Source organism: Actinocrispum wychmicini, from assembly GCF_004345645.1.
Taxonomy (GTDB): Bacteria; Actinomycetota; Actinomycetes; order Mycobacteriales; family Pseudonocardiaceae; genus Kibdelosporangium; species Kibdelosporangium wychmicini.
Genome location: NZ_SLWS01000001.1, coordinates 871,546 through 887,138, shown reverse-complemented (window position 1 = coordinate 887,138; position 15,593 = coordinate 871,546). Strand labels below are relative to the sequence as shown.

The window sequence follows — 15,593 nt, the reverse complement described above, 5'->3', positions numbered from 1 at the left end:
ATGTCAACCGGCGGGTGAAACGGCCGCCGAAGGCTGAGTAAAGTGGCACGATGTGACCGACGAGCTGCCTGCGACCGAACGGCCGCTCGTCGTGTTGGTGGTCAGCTATCGGCGGGCCGATCTGCTGCGGCGCTGTCTGGACAGCGTCCACAAGCATCTCGGTGACCTCCGTGTCCTGGTGTGGGACAACCTGTCGGGTGGCAGTGCCGAGGTTCGGGCGCTGGCGACGGAGTATCCGCGGGTCGAGTGGACCTTCGCCGACCAGAACGTGGGGTACGCCCGGGCCGTCAACCGGCTTGCCGAGCAGGCCGGCGACGCCGACCTGTTGTTGTTGAACCCGGACGCCGAGCTGACCGGGCCGCTCGCCGACAGCCGGGCCGCGATCAGGCGGCCGGGGACGGCCGCGGTGTCCCCGCGGGTGCTTGATCCCGAGGGCGGGCCGGACTGGGATGTGGCGCGGCGCAAGCAAACCGTGCTGCGGAGCCTGGTCAGCCATTCGGGGTACGGCCGGCGGCTGCGGGGCCGGCGGATCTCCGACTACTACCCCCGGCAACCGGTGGTCGTCGACGGTTACCTGTCGGGGTGCTGTCTGCTCGTCTCCGGGCAGGCGTGGCGGGACGTGGGCGGGTTCGACGAGAAGTTCTTCCTGTACGGCGAGGAATCCGAGTGGCAGCGCCGGGCGACGGCGCACGGCTGGCGGCTTGTCCTGGCCGACGACGCGGACGTGACGCACGGCGCGGCGGGCACCATGGCGGGCGATCCGTTGGCGGAACGGCGGGCCAGGGATCTGCTGCGGGCCGGTCAGGCCGAGATGCTCGGCATGTCGAACTACGGGCCGGGCGCGGTGTTCACCGCCGGGCTCGCGGTGCTCGACCGGGTACAACGGTCGCACCGCAAGGAAAGGCGGCAGGCGAGCGTGGCCGCCGCGGACCGGGCGGCGCCTGGCCGGCCGAGCATTCTGTTGACCAGCAACGAACTGTGCCAGGGCGGCGCCGAGCGGCAACGGGTGCTGCTGGCGAACGAGCTGTCCCGGCGCGGATATCCGGTCACCATCGCGTGCCTGCAGCACTTCGGGCCGTTGACCCCGGAGGTGGACCCGTCGGTTCGGCTGGTGCTCACGCCGTGGTGGCAGCCGTTGGTGGACCTGCCGACGCGGGACGCCGTGCTGATCACCGGGATCACGAACACCGAGGCGGGGTTCGCCATGGGCTGGCGCGCGGCCACCCTGGGGCAGGGGCGCAGGCGATGGCTCGCCGCGACCCATGAACCCGCGGTGGCTGACGGTCCGACCTACGGCGGCAAGCTCGCCAAGGTCATCGCCCGCAGCGACGGTGTGATCGCGCTCTCGCCGAGACACTGGGCGGACGTCACCCGGCACCAGGCGTTGCACACAACGAGTTTCCTCGCGCCGAACGGCGTGCCAGCGCAGCGGGACCGTGGTTTCCGGCCGGGCGACGTGCTGCGCTTCGGGATGCTGTGCCGGATGGTCGAGCACAAGAACCCGCATCTGTTGGTCGCCGCGTTGGACACCCTGGCGGGTAACAGTTGGACACTGGACCTGTTCGGCGACGGCCCGGACCGGGCCCGGCTGCAGGCGGCGACCCCCGAACGGCGCACCGGGCAGGTCCGCTGGCGCGGCCCCTCGCCCGGCCCTGACCACGCGTTTTCCGAGATCGACGTGCTATGTGTGCCGAGCCGGGCCGAGGCGTTCCCGTTGGTCATCGTCGAGGCGATGGCGCGCGGCGTGCCGGTGATCGCCTCCGCGGTGGGTTCCGTGCCGGATTTGTTGGACAATGGCCGGGCAGGGGTACTCGTCGATCCGGTCACCCTGGACGCCTGGGCCGCGGCACTGCGACGCGTCATCGACGAACCGAACCGGCTCTCCGGGCTCGCCGCGGCGGGTGCCCGACGGGCCGCCGAACTGTACACAGTGGACGCCATGACGGATGCGTACGAGACCGCGATCGCGGCGGCGCTATGAGAGTTCTGTGGCTCTCTCCCTGGATGCGCACCCTGTCCCGGGTGTATGTGGAGGCGTTGGCGGACGCGGGCCACGAGTGCCTGCTGATCACGTCGGACCAGCACTACGAGAAGACCGAGCCACGGCCGTACGAGCGCGTGCTCGACCCACGGCCGAAGGACCTGCGGACGCTCGGGCCGCTGATGCGCACGGTCCGCGAGGCCCGGCAGTGGCGGCCGAACGTGGTCGTGGTCGAACTGGTCTGGGATCCGCGCTGGACGATGTTCGCCCGGCTGGCCCCGGTCGTGCACCTGATCCACGACGACCAGCCGCACGACGACACCGAGACACGGCCCGCCTGGCAGCGCAGGCTGTTCAACCGCTTCAGCCAGCGCGCCACCCGTGTGGTCGCGTTCAGCGAACACGTGGCCAAGCGGTTGCCGTACCCGGCGAGTGTGGTGCCGCTCACCAGTGACGTGGCCGACCGTGACCTGCCGGAGCCGCCGCTGGAGCGGCACGACTTCGTGCTGTACGGCCGGATGTCGCCGTACAAGAACGTGCCGATCGCGCTGCGAGCGTGGGAGCGGCACCTGCTGTCCGGGCAGCACAAGGGCGACCGCCTGCTGCTGCTCGGCGACGGGCCGCTGGATGTGTCCGAACAGGACCTGCCGCCGCGCTGCGAGTGGCGCAGGGAGCGTTACTCCTATTCGGACGTTCTGCCGGTGCTCGGCCGGGCCAAGGCGTCCGTGGTGCACTACCGGCACGCCACCCAGAGCGGCGTCCAACTGCTGTCGATGCAGCTCGGCGTGACCCCGATCGTGTCCGACTCCGGCGGGCTGGTGGAGTTCCAGCCGCCGGGCGAGCCGGGCATCGGCGTGGACGACGTCGAGGGCCTCGCGGCGGCGTTCGCCGAGCTGTCCGACCCGGACGTGGCGCAGCGCCGGGGCGACGCGAGCCGGAAGCACTTCGACCGGATGTTCGCCGCGGAGCAGTCGGCGGACCGGCTGGCCGACATCCTCGCCCAGGCCGCCAGGAACGACTAAGCGAATAAATACGGCGTTTCTCGATCAATATTACTGCGTTCGGCCTATTGACATGATTCCATGGTCGCCATGTCGGACAAGCTCGGACGGCGCCGGTTCATCGGCGCGGCGGCCGGCGCGATCGCTCTCGGGACCGCAGGCGGGATCGCGCTGGGGCAACAGCGCTGGTTCGCCGACCCGGACGACCGAGCCGACCAGGTGGCCAAGCCGGTCACGGCGGACCAGCGCGCGTCCGCCGACGCCCAGGCGGTGCTGAAGTGGTTCAGACAGCTGCCGAACCGGAAGTCCCGCCGGGTGGTGTCGGGGCAACAGCTCGACGACATCAGCGCGGCCAGCTTCGACGAGTTCGTCGAGAAGCTCGCCGCGCGCACCAGGAAGTACCCGGCCATGGTCGGGGTGACCGTGCAGGACGCGTGGACCAGGTCGGACACCCGGTTCCTGGTGGACCACTGGAAACGCGGCGGCCTGATCAGCATCGACATCCACCCGACCAACCCGTGGAACCCGGCCGGCGGCGCGAACTCCGCATGGGTGCAGAACGCCAAGTCCGCCAAGCCGGACCTGCGCGCGTTGCTGGCCACTTCGGACCCGAGCACCCAGCGCACGACGTGGCGCGGGCAGCTGGAACGGCTCGGGGACCTGGTCGAGGACCTGGGCTCGGCCGGGGCCGTGGTGCTGCTGCGGCCGTTGCACGAGAGCAACGGGTCGTGGTTCTGGTGGGGCCAGGACATGGCGTCGAGGAAGACCAGCGCGCGAGACCTCTACCGCGACATCTTCTACTACGTCACTGAGACGCGGCGGCTGCACAACGTGCTGTTCGTGTACTCGCCGGGCGCGTCGTGGGACGGGCCGGCGATGGAGTACTACCCGGGCAGCGACTTCGTGGACATGGTGTGTCCGAGCCGGTACGACGACGACATGCTGATGCTCGGCGAACGCGGCGGCGAGTCGGCCAACGACGACTACAAGGACATCCTGACCGCGGGCAAGCCGGTCGCGTTCGGCGAGTGCGGCCCGTCGAGCAAGCTGGACGGCAGCTGGGACGCCCGCACGATCATCGACCGGATCCGGTCGACGTACCCGCAGATGACGTACTTCAACGTGTGGCACGGCTGGCAGGACCACATCATGGAGCTGGCCCGGCTGCGGCACACCGAGGAGCTCATGAACGACCCGTGGGTGATCACCCGGGAGACGGTGGACTGGCGGCCGAAGGTCCCGCCGACCACGGGCACCACGCCGCCGCCGACCGTCCCACCCCGGCCGTCGACCGGGCACTCGGCGGTCCAGCCGCACGTCACCCGGTGAGCGACCGCCACCGCGCGGCCAGTTCGTCCAAATAGGACTCGATGGCGAATGGTTCCACAGTGGACCGGGCGGCCTTGGCGAGCCGGGCCCGCATCCCGTCGTCGGCCAGCAGCGACGCCAGGGCCTGACGGATCGCGGCGGCGTCCGCGGGCGGCACCAGCAGGCCGTTCTCGCCGTCCTGCACGACGTCACCGATCGACCCGACCGGGCTGACCACCGGCACCAGACCGTGGCCCATGGCCTCCAGCAACGCCATCGGCAGGCCTTCGTCCCGGCTCGGCAGCACGAACACGTGCGCCGAGGCCAGCAGTTCGTCCCGTTCCTCGAACGACAGCCAGTCCCGGATCTCGGCCGGCACGCCGAGTTCACGCGCGAGCGCACGGGTCGCCGCGACCTCGCCGTCCCCGGCCATCACGAGCTCTACCGGCAACCCGGCTACTGCCCTGAGCACGGCCGCGGAGCCCTTCCGGTCGCCGAACCGCCCGAGGAACACCACTTTCAGCCCGGCCGGCTTGGCCACGGACGCGGGCAGCTCGATCGGATTGCCGAACGCGACCACGCGATCGCCCAGCACCCCGAGCAGTTCGACATACCGGTTACGCCACGAAGACCCCAGCACCACCAGCAGATCGGCGCGCCTGAAGGTCCACGCGATCCCCCGCCGGACAGCCCCGGGCAGCCCGCGATACCAGTCGGCGAACTCGGCGCCGTGACAATGCAGCACCACCGGCACCCGGAACGCTTTCGCGAGCAGCACGAGCAAACCCTTGCGCACCACGCTTCCCCGCTCGGAGACGTGCGCGTGCACCACATCCACCTGCCCGCGTACCAGCGCCGCCGCGACTCGCGCGGTACCGGAGAGCCACAGTCGCAGACGCATGGCAGCCGGGCCTTCGCGATGGGTCACGACCATCCGGATGTCCGCGTGCCGCGAACCGTGCCGGAGCAGCAAAGTGGTGACTGTGCCGATGCCGCCGCGCTCCTCGGGCGCGGAACCGACCATGAGAACCCGAGGTCTCATGACGCCTGGGAGTCCTGCGTCGGCGGCGCGACGGGCTTCATCCGGCTGGTCTCCAGCACGCTGTTGGTGGGCCGTCGCTTGAACACGAACCGCTGCGGGTACAGCCAGCGCAGGACGAGTGCGGCCAACGCGCCCACCACGAAGCCGCCCACGACGCCAACAATCAGCAACAGCCACATCGGGGGCACGGAATGGGTCGGCGGCATGGTCGGGTCGGTGATCACGTTCACCACGACCCGCATCGACCCGCCGGGGTTGGTCTCCAGCCTGGTGACGGCGTTGATGAACGACTGGGTGACCGCGACCGCGTTGCGCCTGGCCGAGTCCGGGGTCGGGCCGGTGACCGCGAGCGTGATGACCGTGGTGTCGCCTTCGACGGTCGCGGTGATCTGGTTCGTCAGCGCTCCGGCGTCCACGCCGAGGGACTGCGCGGCCGGAGCGGCGACCTGGGCGCTCGACGCGATCTGGGCGTACGTGCTCATCCGCTGGTTCACGTACTGGTTGCTGGTGTACGCGGTGTCCGGCTGGGTCGGGTCGCCCTGGCCGGTCATCAGGACCTGCGACGACGACGTGTACACCGCGTTGGTCAGTTTGTTGCTCAGGTAGGCGCCGCCGAGGAGGCCGACCACGACACCCGCCGCGAGCAGCCACTGCCACCACGAAACGTTCCGAAGCAACTTCACCTGGTCATTATCCTGTCCTTCGGCAACGAAGTTCTGGCGACCTGCGCGAACGGCACAGATCGCCAGCTCACCGCGTTGCCCAGCATGGCGAGCGTGAGCGCCACCGCGGTCAGGGTCGGCCGGTCGATCAGGGTGGTCTGCAGGACGGACTGGAACGCCAGGCAGGCCAGCCCGAGCCCGAAAGCGACCACCGGAACGGTGGCCGGGGCGCGTTCCCGCCAGGAATGCACGACCACCGACGCCACCCGCACCATCAGCAGCCCGATCATCAGCAGCCCGAATCCGCCGAACCACAGCCACATCCGCAGGTACTGGTTGTGGATCCACGGCCGTGCCTCGACGACCGTCCGGTCATGCAGGTCGTCGTACGAGACGATCTCACCGCCGTACGGAACGCCCACACCTGTGCCCGTCAGGGGGTGTTGGCGCAGGGTCGCCATCGCGGCGTTGTTCTCCCGTTCACGGTCGGCGAGGCTGTCCTCGGCCAGCGCCTTCCCGGAGAACACGCTGGTCACGCGGTTGGCGAGGGCTTCGCCGGTCGACCCGAACGCGCCCGCGCCGGCCAGTCCGAGCGCCAACCCACCCGCCGCCGCGGCCACGATCAGCCGCTTCACCACGCCACGCGCACCGAATCGCGCGACGGCGACCAGCACCACGCAGGCGAGCAGCGGCGCCCAGGTGGACCGGTTGAAACTCAACGCCTCGTGCAGGACGCCGGGCAGCACCAGCAGCGCGTACCGCCATCGCGGCTTGGTCGGGAACGCGCCGGAGACCAGCAGGATCAGCAACGGACCCCAGAGCGGCAGGATCGGCGCGGACAGCCGGGACACCTCGCTGGTGTCCGTGCCGGTGATCACCGATGTCCGTTCGTCCACCAGCAGCCGCTGGATGTGCAGGGCCGACGCGGCCAACTCGACCACGCTGGCCACCGCGGCCCCGACCGAGACGATCGCGACCAGCTGCGGAAGCCGTCCGGCGAACGCGCGGTGGACGACGAAAAACCCCAGCGGCACGATCAGCAGGGCGCGTGCGGTGTCCGCGATCACGGAGAAGTCGCCGCCGTGCGCGAACCCCCACAGGCACCCGACCAGGACCGCTGCGGTGACCCCCACAAGCGGCCAGGTGAACACGGACGACTGGGGTCGCCGCCACACCACGACGATCCCGATGAGCAGGGCGACCTCGAGGACGGTTGGCGTCACCGGCCCGATCTTGACCAGGTCGAGCTTCTCCGGCAGGACCGTCGCGCCCAGGACGACGACGGCGACCGCGATCCACCGCGGATCCTTCCGCGAAACGACACCGGCAACCAGGGTGGCGAGGAACACCGGCCACGCCGAACCAGTGACGACGTACCCGCCAACCGCGACAGCCAACAACGCCAGGACCGCGAACCCGCGTCTGGTCCGGACCGCACTGGCGAGGCGACGAAGTTCCACATCCACAGACTCGGCGAACGACGCGGCTCCCACCTCCCGGTTCTCGCCGCCAGTGAGCGACGCAGCCCCCACCCCCCGGTCGTCGCCACCGGTGAGCTGCGCGGATCCCACCTCCCGGTCCTCGCTGTCAGCGGGCCGCCCGGCCGCCACCTCCCGGCTCCCACCACCGGCGAGTTGTTCCACCCACCGGCCCGGTGCCCGCAATGCACACACCAGCCAGCCGAGCAACGCCCCGATCACGGCGCCGAGGACCGCGCCCCACATCGCCCAATCCAACGTCAAGCTGACGGTGCTGTCGCCTGGATCGGTGACCGTGCCGCGGACCCGGCTGGTCTTCGTCCCGGCCGGTGTCTCGCCGCGCGTGATCACGGTGATCACCGCGTTCGCCGCCGCTGTCGTGCGGGCCGGCAGGTCCTGCGCGGTCGGACTGGTCAACGACAGGACGAACGAGTTGACACCGGAGATCTCGACCGCGGACAGGGATTCGCCGGCCCGGAGTGGGAACTCGCCGGCCACCTCGCCGCTGCCGACGATCTTCACCCAGCTCGGCATCCGCACCAGGATGTGCCGCGCCTCGGACACCGTCGGCGGCCGGTCGTCGAGCTGGACCGCCGTGAACGTGACGGTCGCGCTGCTGCGGTACAGCGTGCCGCCGAGCATCGGCGCGGCGAACCCGATCACAATCCCCAAGACGGCGGCCGCCAGCACCACCAGCGCTGCCGCCTTCGATCCGTGCGGCTGGGTTTTCCACCTCATGGTTTGTCACCGGACAGGCGGGCGGGAGGCACGATCCGCCGCGTGACCTGTTCCTCGGTCGGGGTCGGCTCGGCCACCACCCATCGCCCGGCCAACGCCGGCAACGCGTTCCGGACCTCTTCGAGCAGGTCTGGAACGAACAGCAGGACCGCGTCCGGTTGAGCGCGGACCAGCTCGGCCGGGCTGATCACCGGGATGACGGTACCCGGCATCCGCCGGCCCCATTTGGTCTGTGCGGCGTCCGCCACGCCGAGCAGCATGGTGTTGTCGATGCCGGCGGCCGCCAACAGGGCCACCGCGCGGGACGCGGCGCCGTATCCGAAGACGCGGCGCCCGGTGCCGCGTTGCCGCTGCAGCCATCCGCGCAACGCGTTGATGCTGCTCTCGGCCGTCTCCTGCAACGAACGGACGATCCGGGGGTCGCTCACCCCGCTGCCGTTCTCCTCGGCGAGCAGGGCCCGCACCTCGGAGTCCACCTCGCCGCCGCGGCCGGCGGCCAGCAGCACAGTTCCGCCGTACAGGTCGAAACGCCACGCGGTCCACGGTGTCAGCCCGGCCGCGGCCAGCATGCGGGTCACCGCGGTCGTCGAGTAGTACGCGAAATGCCCGTGCCGCAACGCGTTCCACTGTCCACTTCGGATGATTGTGACCAGCGAGTGGTACTGCAACAGCAGGACGCCGCGTTCGGCCAGTCGACCGGCGCGTTCGGCGACCGCCGCGTGCTGGTCGGGGGCGTGCATCATGCCGAAGCAGTCGACGATCACGTCGGCCTGCTGCTCCACTGGACGCAGCCCCTGCTCGGTCAGCGAAGGCAGCCACGAACCGCCGTGCGGGCTGCCGTACTCCAGCACCCCGGCGCCGGGCGCCACCAGACCGGACGCCATGACCCGGCCGATGGCGTCCTTGGCCTGCGCGACCAGCGCGGCCGGCTCGACCCCGCGCGGCTCCTCCGGCACGGTCGGGTCTTCGGCGAGTTGGGCCAGGCCGCATTCCGCGCACAGCCACATCCGGAGTGGATACACGGGGTCCGGGCCGGGATCGGTGGCCGGCGGGAAGAAGTCGCTCGCCGGCTGCGTGCCCAGGTCGAGGACCACGTCACCGCGACGCGCCCGGCAGGACCGGCAGATCGGCGTCAGCATGGTGGCACCATGGCGCCATGGAAGTACGGACGACCTCGATCGACGGCGTGCTGCTGTTCGTCCCCACGCCGCACCATGACGACCGCGGCCTGTTCACGCGCACCTTCGACACTGAAATCGTGGCGGCACAAGGGATCGACCCAGCCGCGTTCATGCAGGACTCGCAGTCCCGCAGCCACAGGGGTGTGCTGCGCGGCCTGCACGGGCGTTCCGGACGGGGCGAGGCGAAGTTCGTGCGGTGCGCACATGGCGCGGTGTCCGATGTGGTCGTCGACGCGCGCAGGAGTTCGCCCACGTACGGCCGGCACGAGATGTTCCAGCTGGACGACGAACGATTCGTCCACCTGTACATCCCGCCGGGCATGCTGCACGGGTTCCAGGCGCTGACCCCGATCGCGGACGTCTGCTACCGGATCGACCGGCCGCACGACCCGGCCGAGGACGTCGCGGTCCGCTACAACGACCCCGATCTCGGCATTCCCTGGCCGCTCCCGGTCACCCAGATCAGCGCGAGAGACCGCACGGCCGGCCTGTTTCATCTCAGCCCACCCTGACCGGCGAGCCAGGCGAGCCGGGTGAACCGCTGTTCGAAGTCCGCCCGGGTCAGGCCGTACCGGGTGTACGCGTCCCGCAGCTCGACCGCGCCTGCCTTGACCGACCACTGTGCCGTGTAGCCGAGGTCGGCCCGGATCCGCGAGAAGTCCACCCGGTACGACCGGGGGTCCGCGCCGGCCTCGCCCGTGATCACCAGCTGGGAACCGTTGACGGCTTCCACCACGTGCCCGGCGATCTGTGCCACGGTGAGGTTGTTGTCCTCGATACCCACGTTGTACGCCTTGCAGTGCACGACATCCCTTGGCGCCGCGAGGGCCGCGATGAACGCGTCCGCGATGTCCTGAGCGTGCACCAACGGCCGCCACGGCGTGCCGTCCGACAGCACGCGGACCTCGCCGCTCAGCACCGCGTGCCCGACGAGGTTGTTCAGCACGATGTCGGCCCGCAGTCGCGGCGAGAACCCGAACGCCGTGGCGTTGCGCAGGAAGACCGGGGTGAACGAGTCGGTGGCCATGGCCACCAGGTCGTCCTCGACCCGGACCTTGCTCTCCGCGTACGGGGTCACCGGCCGCAGCGGCGCGTCCTCGTTCACCAGACCGTCACCCGCCGCGCCGTACACCGAACACGTTGACGCGTAGAGGAAGCGCGAAACTCCGGCGTCGGCCGCGAGCCTCGCCAGCCGGACCGACGCGTGGTGGTTGATGTCGTACGTCAGCGACGGCTCCAGCGAGCCCAGCGGGTCGTTGGACAGGGCCGCCATGTGCACCACGGCGTCCACATCGGACAGATGCGCCGAAGTGACCTCGCGCAGGTCCACCCGGTGGCCGTCCGGGTCGGCCGGCTCCGGACCGAGCACGCACGGCGCGAACCAGCCGGTGTCCAGGCCGACGACGGTGTGCCCAGCCGCGGCCAGCCGGGGCGCCATCACGGTGCCCAGGTAGCCCTGGTGTCCGGTCAGCAGTACACGCACGTCAGGCCTCCAAGCCGATGGTCATCTTGTCCACGTGGAACGCCTCGGCGTAGCGCGCCCGGCATTCCACCCCGCGGACCCTGGCCAGGCCCAGGAAGGTCTCGGCGTCGAACCAGTCCCGGTCCCGCTGCGACGGATAGTGCCGGAGCAACGCATCCACCTTGGCCTCGGCCACCCGGTCCGGCAAGGGCTGGTACACGGTCGGGGCACCCAGGTCACCGTCCCATTTGACGATCTCGTACCGCAGCACCAGATGGTCCCGGAACGCGGTGGGGACGAGTTCGGCCAGCATCCGGTGGTCCTGGTGGGCGTCCCGGACGTGCGGCGCGAACACGATGTCGGGCTCCACCGCGGGATGGCACAACTCTGTCCGGAACGACTCGACGGCCTGCTTGGCCCGTTCCCAGTGCGCCGGGAACCGCCCGTCCGGCAGGTCCAGCACAGTCACCTTCAGTGAAGCGCCTGGGCAGAACGCCTGCAACGCGGCATGTTCCTCGGCTTCCCGCAGGGTGCCGCCGCCGCTCAACACCAGCGCGTCGACCCGCAGGCCGGGCCGGGATCGGCACAGCGCCAACAACGTTCCGCCAACGCCGATGGCGACGTCGTCGCAGTGCGCACCGAGCAGCGCGACCCGCGACAGCTCGTCAGGCCGGAGCGCCCGCATCGTTCTCCCACAACATCCACGGCCGCTCGCCCTGTGCGTATCCGGCCTCCAGGGCGGCCCGCTCCTTGACAGTGTCGGCGGGCTGCCAGAAGCCACGGTACGGGTACGCGAGCAGGCGCCCGTCCTTGGCCAGTTCACCGCACGCGTCCTGCACCAGGTCACCACCGGGCGGCAGGTGCTCGAACACGTCCTGGCGCAGCACGAAGTACCCGCCGTTCTCCCACAGCGGCAGGTTGCTGACCGGCGTGATGCCGCTGACCATGCCGTCCGCGCCCATTTCCACACAGTGGAACGACGACTGCGGCGGCACGACCATCATGGACGCACCCGCGTCACTCGTGGTGAACCGCGCGACGATCTCGTCCATCGGCGCGTCGGTGAGCACGTCCGCGTAGTTGGCGAGGAACATCTCCTCGCCGTCGAGCAGGTGCCGCACCCGCCGCAGCCGTTCGCCGATCGGCGAGTCCTGGCCCGTGTGCACGAACGACACGGTCCAGTCGCTGATGTCCGTGGACAGCAGTTGGACCTGGCCGTCGCGCAGCACGAAGTCGTTGGACGCGGTCTCCTGGTAGTGCAGGAAGAAGTCCTTGATGTAGTGCGCGCCATAACCGAGGCACAGGATGAACTCGGTGTGCCCGAAGTGCGCGTAGTAACGCATCACGTGCCACAGCAGCGGCCGCGGCCCGACCATCTGCATGGGTTTGGGCACGTCGTCGGCCATGCCGTTGCGCATGCGCATCCCGTAGCCGCCGCAGAACAGCACGACCTTCACGGCCGGACCTCCTCCAGAGTCGGGATCGGGAACACCAGCCGGCCACCCCACTCGCCCACATAGGACAGTTGACGGACCAGCTCGGCCCGCAGGTTCCAGGGCAGCACCAGGACATAGTCCGGCCGGTCTTCGGCGATCCGTTCGGGCGCGAGCACCGGGATGCGCGTGCCGGGCGTGAACCGGCCGTGCTTGTACGGGTTCCTGTCCACTGTGTACGGCAAGATATCGGGCCGGATGCCGCAGTGGTTCAGCAGGGTGTTGCCTTTGCCGGGGGCGCCGTACCCGACCACCGTCCTGCCGGCCGCCTTGGCGTCGAGCAGGAACCTGAGCAGATCCAGCCGGACCTGCTCGACCCGGCGAGCGAACCCCTGGTAGCCGGACATGTCATGCAGCCCAGCCGACTGTTCCTCGGCCAGCACCTGGGCGACCGCCGCGGTCGGTTCGGCCTCGAACGGCCGCGCCCACAGCCGGACCGAGCCGCCGTGCGTCGGCAGCCGTTCGACGTCCACGAGGTACAGGCCCCCGGCGGCGAGCGCGCGACGGGCCGACTCGACCGTGTAGTACTGGAAATGCTCGTGGTAGATGGTGTCGTACTGGTTCTGGCCGACCAGGCTGAGCAGGTGCTGCACCTCGATGGACACCCATCCGTCGTCCGCGACCAGCTCGCGCAGGCCGGTGGTGAAGCCGTGGATGTCCGGGATGTGCGCGTAGACGTTGTTGGCGACGACGAGGTCCGCCGGGCCGTGCTCGTCGCGGACCTTGGCGCCGGTCTCCTTGTCGAGGAACGCCGTCAGCGTCGGCACGCCCTTCTCCCGCGCGGCGGCGCCGACGTTGACGCTCGGCTCGATGCCGAGGCACCGGGCGTCCACATGCTGCAGCAGGTATCCGTCGTTGCTGGCGACCTCGACCACGAACTTCGGCCGGATCCTGGCCGTGGCGTCGGCGACGAACCGCCGGGCGTGCTCCACCCACGAAGAGGAGAACGACGAGAAGTACGCGTACTCGGTGAACGTGTCCTCGGGGGTGATCAGCGGCGGGAGCTGCGCCAACAGACAGTGCCGGCAGACCCGCAGGTGCAGCGGGTACGTCGGCTCCGGGTCGTCGAGCTGCCCAGCGGTGAGGAAACGTTCGCACGGGGGTGTCGCGCCCAGGTCGACCACGCTCTCCAGCTCCGCGCGACCGCAGAGTCGGCAGATCATCAATACGCTCCTTGGCCTTTCAACACGGCGCGAACCGTCTTCCACAGGATCAGCGCGTCCAGCGCCAGCGACCAGTCCTCCACGTACCGCAGGTCCAGCCGGACGGACTCCTCCCACGGTAGGTCACTGCGTCCGCTGACCTGCCACAACCCCGTGAGTCCCGGTTTGACCAGCAGTCTTCGGCGCGCGTCCGGCCCGTACTGCTCGGTCTCCTCCGGCAGCGGCGGCCGCGGCCCCACCAGCGACATGGACCCGGCGACCACGTTGAGCAGCTGCGGCAGCTCGTCCATGGAGTACCGGCGCAGGATGGCGCCGACCCTGGTCACCCGCGGGTCGTTGCGCATCTTGAACAGCGGGCCGTGGCCCTCGTTCTCGGCGAGCAGTTCGGCCCGGACCCGGTCGGCGTCGGTGACCATGGTCCGGAACTTGACCATGGTGAACGCCCGGCCGTCCTTGCCGATCCGGCGTTGCGTGTAGAACACCGGACCGCCGTCGCTCAGCTTCACGCACAACGCGGCGAACAACAGGAACGGCGACATGACGGCGATGAGGAACGTCGCGCCGACGCGGTCGACAATCTCCTTGACCACGCGGCGTGCGCCTGTGAACACCGGCGCGGACAGCCGGAGCAACGGCATCCCCAGTACGCCGGTGACGTGCAGGCGCGGCCCGGCAACCTCCATGAGCACGGGGGCGACGACGAGCTCGGCGTTCGTGTCCTCCAGCTCCCACGCGAGTTGCTGCAGCCGGCGCGGTGTCCAGTAACTGTCCGCGGTGACCGCGACGATCCGGTAGCCGCCGCGTTTCACGTGCTCGGTGAGCTCGTCGATCCGCCCGACCACAGGCACGCCGTCGACCTTCCCGTCCGGCCCTATGCCCAGCCCGTCCGCCGTGCACACCGCCTCCACGCGCCACCCCTGATGCGGCGCGCCACGCGTGCGGCCGATGAGGTCACTGATCGTGCCAACTCCGCCGGCGGCGAGCACAGGTAGGAGGCAACGACCGGCTTGGCGGCGTTTGTGCAGGACCCGGCGCAGGATGTAGCGGACCGGGAAGTCGATCAGCGCGATCGCCGGCAGCGCCACGAACACCCATGGCCGCAGCTGGCCGAAGTCGAACGCGAACCCGCTGACGGCCAGGGTGACCAGCGCGGTGAACATGCCGCGGTACAGCCTGCGGAACTCCTCCTCGCCGTCGCCGAGGATCGACGGGCTCCACGCCCTGGCCCCACCGAGCCCGGCCAGGATCGCGACCTGCGTGAGCACGGCGGACATGATCGTGCGCCAAGGCGCCGACGCGCCCGTGACCACGGCGAGGACGGCTGTGACGGCGAGCACCACGACGACGTCGCAGGCCACGACGGCGAGCTGGTACTTCCTCTGCCACCCGGCGAGCATTGGCCGAACGGATTCGGGCGCGCTTCGCGGGGAGACCATCTGAAAACGACCACGCCGGCGGACAGACCCGGTCCGTTCTCTCATGCAGTCTCTCCTGTTGTGAAGGCCAAACAGGCGTAAAAAGATGATCGCCCGGCTCACCACGGGAGTCGTTCCATCTCTGAACGCCGTTACCGCGAGAAGAACATTATGAATCCCGGCCTCGCGGCCGAAATTCGGGGTCACCACCCAAAAACGACGGACAGTGACCACCACCGAGCAACCTCACCCGGTCGGACCAACGACGCCACCCTACGTCGTCACGGAACACACCGACCCTGGTACATCGAGGTGAACGACGTCACCCACTGTCCCGACACGCCCCCACCACGAACAACACCCACACGAGGTACTAGCCGAAAAACCACCCACAAGAGTGACCCACAAACACCCACCACCAAAAACCCCACCGAATGAACCAACCCAAAATGCGCAGAACGAATACCCAAAGTCCCCAAAAAAGCCAGCAGCAAATCCTCACACCGACCACACACCCCAACCCATGATAACAACCCCAAAGCGACACCCAATCGCCCCCACCCCAACCTGGAAACCCCCCAAATATGTGCACAAGCACACGCCCAGAGCCCCGAGACAAAGGCCTACGCGCGAAGGCGACCGGCGAAGGCCAACAGGCCCACAGCCCCG

General features: G+C 69.6%; 13 protein-coding genes. 4 read left to right on the top strand and 9 right to left on the bottom strand.

What is annotated here, in order from left to right; all coding sequences use genetic code 11:
- Window positions 1–52 precede the first annotated feature (52 nt).
- From EV192_RS04510 to EV192_RS04500, 3 genes are all read left to right on the top strand, one after another.
- Complete coding sequence (locus EV192_RS04510; protein WP_243726622.1) at window positions 53–1,981, top strand: glycosyltransferase; 1,929 nt, start codon at window positions 53–55, stop codon at window positions 1,979–1,981.
- Window positions 1,982–2,004: 23 nt separating this feature from the next.
- A complete protein-coding gene (locus EV192_RS04505; protein ID WP_207925879.1) occupies window positions 2,005–3,003 on the top strand; it encodes a glycosyltransferase family 4 protein in 999 nt (332 codons plus the stop codon).
- Window positions 3,004–3,072: 69 nt separating this feature from the next.
- The gene (locus EV192_RS04500; protein WP_165960204.1) at window positions 3,073–4,311 is read left to right on the top strand and encodes a glycosyl hydrolase; all 1,239 of its coding nucleotides are present in this window, start codon (window positions 3,073–3,075) and stop codon (window positions 4,309–4,311) included.
- Here EV192_RS04500 and EV192_RS04495 read toward each other — a convergent pair.
- Genes EV192_RS04495 through EV192_RS04480 form a run of 4 tightly spaced genes read right to left on the bottom strand, consistent with a single transcriptional unit; the run spans window position 4,301 to window position 9,349 of the window.
- Window positions 4,301–5,332 (bottom strand): glycosyltransferase family 4 protein, encoded by a 1,032-nt coding sequence (locus EV192_RS04495; protein WP_132111348.1) that lies wholly within the window; start codon window positions 5,330–5,332, stop codon window positions 4,301–4,303. The two genes, EV192_RS04500 and EV192_RS04495, sit on opposite strands and share 11 nt — an antisense overlap.
- On the bottom strand, window positions 5,329–6,015 hold the full coding sequence (locus tag EV192_RS04490) for a YveK family protein (RefSeq protein WP_165960203.1): 687 nt from the start codon (window positions 6,013–6,015) through the stop codon (window positions 5,329–5,331). Before EV192_RS04490 ends, EV192_RS04495 begins: the two co-directional genes overlap by 4 nt.
- A complete protein-coding gene (locus EV192_RS04485) occupies window positions 6,012–8,210 on the bottom strand; it encodes an O-antigen ligase family protein (protein ID WP_132111344.1) in 2,199 nt (732 codons plus the stop codon). The genes EV192_RS04490 and EV192_RS04485 overlap by 4 nt, the downstream gene beginning before the upstream one ends.
- Window positions 8,207–9,349, bottom strand: coding sequence for a class I SAM-dependent methyltransferase (locus EV192_RS04480; RefSeq protein ID WP_132111342.1), 1,143 nt, complete (start codon window positions 9,347–9,349; stop codon window positions 8,207–8,209). Before EV192_RS04480 ends, EV192_RS04485 begins: the two co-directional genes overlap by 4 nt.
- A gap of 17 nt (window positions 9,350–9,366) precedes the next feature.
- Here EV192_RS04480 and EV192_RS04475 point away from each other — a divergent pair, with 17 nt between their 5' ends.
- Complete coding sequence (locus EV192_RS04475) at window positions 9,367–9,903, top strand: dTDP-4-dehydrorhamnose 3,5-epimerase family protein (protein WP_132111340.1); 537 nt, start codon at window positions 9,367–9,369, stop codon at window positions 9,901–9,903.
- Here the strand turns inward: EV192_RS04475 and EV192_RS04470 are convergent.
- Genes EV192_RS04470 through EV192_RS04450 form a run of 5 tightly spaced genes read right to left on the bottom strand, consistent with a single transcriptional unit; the run spans window position 9,885 to window position 14,945 of the window.
- On the bottom strand, window positions 9,885–10,874 hold the full coding sequence (locus EV192_RS04470) for an NAD-dependent epimerase/dehydratase family protein (protein WP_132111338.1): 990 nt from the start codon (window positions 10,872–10,874) through the stop codon (window positions 9,885–9,887). The genes EV192_RS04475 and EV192_RS04470 overlap by 19 nt on opposite strands.
- Window position 10,875: 1 nt before the next feature.
- Window positions 10,876–11,538, bottom strand: coding sequence for a PIG-L deacetylase family protein (locus EV192_RS04465; RefSeq protein ID WP_132111336.1), 663 nt, complete (start codon window positions 11,536–11,538; stop codon window positions 10,876–10,878).
- Entirely contained in the window at window positions 11,519–12,310 is a 792-nt protein-coding gene (locus EV192_RS04460) for a glycosyltransferase family protein (protein ID WP_132111334.1), read from the bottom strand. Before EV192_RS04460 ends, EV192_RS04465 begins: the two co-directional genes overlap by 20 nt.
- Window positions 12,307–13,509, bottom strand: a complete 1,203-nt coding sequence (locus EV192_RS04455; protein ID WP_424923336.1) for a class I SAM-dependent methyltransferase — start codon at window positions 13,507–13,509, stop codon at window positions 12,307–12,309. Before EV192_RS04455 ends, EV192_RS04460 begins: the two co-directional genes overlap by 4 nt.
- On the bottom strand, window positions 13,509–14,945 hold the full coding sequence (locus EV192_RS04450) for a sugar transferase (RefSeq protein ID WP_243726621.1): 1,437 nt from the start codon (window positions 14,943–14,945) through the stop codon (window positions 13,509–13,511). The genes EV192_RS04455 and EV192_RS04450 overlap by 1 nt, the downstream gene beginning before the upstream one ends.
- Window positions 14,946–15,593 lie beyond the last annotated feature (648 nt).

Bases quoted from the DNA above. Each gene is read 5' to 3' on its own strand.
- EV192_RS04505 (WP_207925879.1), top strand. From the start codon at position 2,005: ATGCGCACCCTGTCCCGGGTGTATGTGGAGGCGTTGGCGGACGCGGGC.
- EV192_RS04500 (WP_165960204.1), top strand. From the start codon at position 3,073: ATGTCGGACAAGCTCGGACGGCGCCGGTTCATCGGCGCGGCGGCCGGC.
- EV192_RS04495 (WP_132111348.1), bottom strand. From the start codon at position 5,332: ATGAGACCTCGGGTTCTCATGGTCGGTTCCGCGCCCGAGGAGCGCGGC.
- EV192_RS04485 (WP_132111344.1), bottom strand. From the start codon at position 8,210: ATGAGGTGGAAAACCCAGCCGCACGGATCGAAGGCGGCAGCGCTGGTG.
- EV192_RS04480 (WP_132111342.1), bottom strand. From the start codon at position 9,349: ATGCTGACGCCGATCTGCCGGTCCTGCCGGGCGCGTCGCGGTGACGTG.
- EV192_RS04475 (WP_132111340.1), top strand. From the start codon at position 9,367: ATGGAAGTACGGACGACCTCGATCGACGGCGTGCTGCTGTTCGTCCCC.
- EV192_RS04465 (WP_132111336.1), bottom strand. From the start codon at position 11,538: ATGCGGGCGCTCCGGCCTGACGAGCTGTCGCGGGTCGCGCTGCTCGGT.
- EV192_RS04455 (WP_424923336.1), bottom strand. From the start codon at position 13,509: ATGATCTGCCGACTCTGCGGTCGCGCGGAGCTGGAGAGCGTGGTCGAC.
- EV192_RS04450 (WP_243726621.1), bottom strand. From the start codon at position 14,945: ATGGTCTCCCCGCGAAGCGCGCCCGAATCCGTTCGGCCAATGCTCGCC.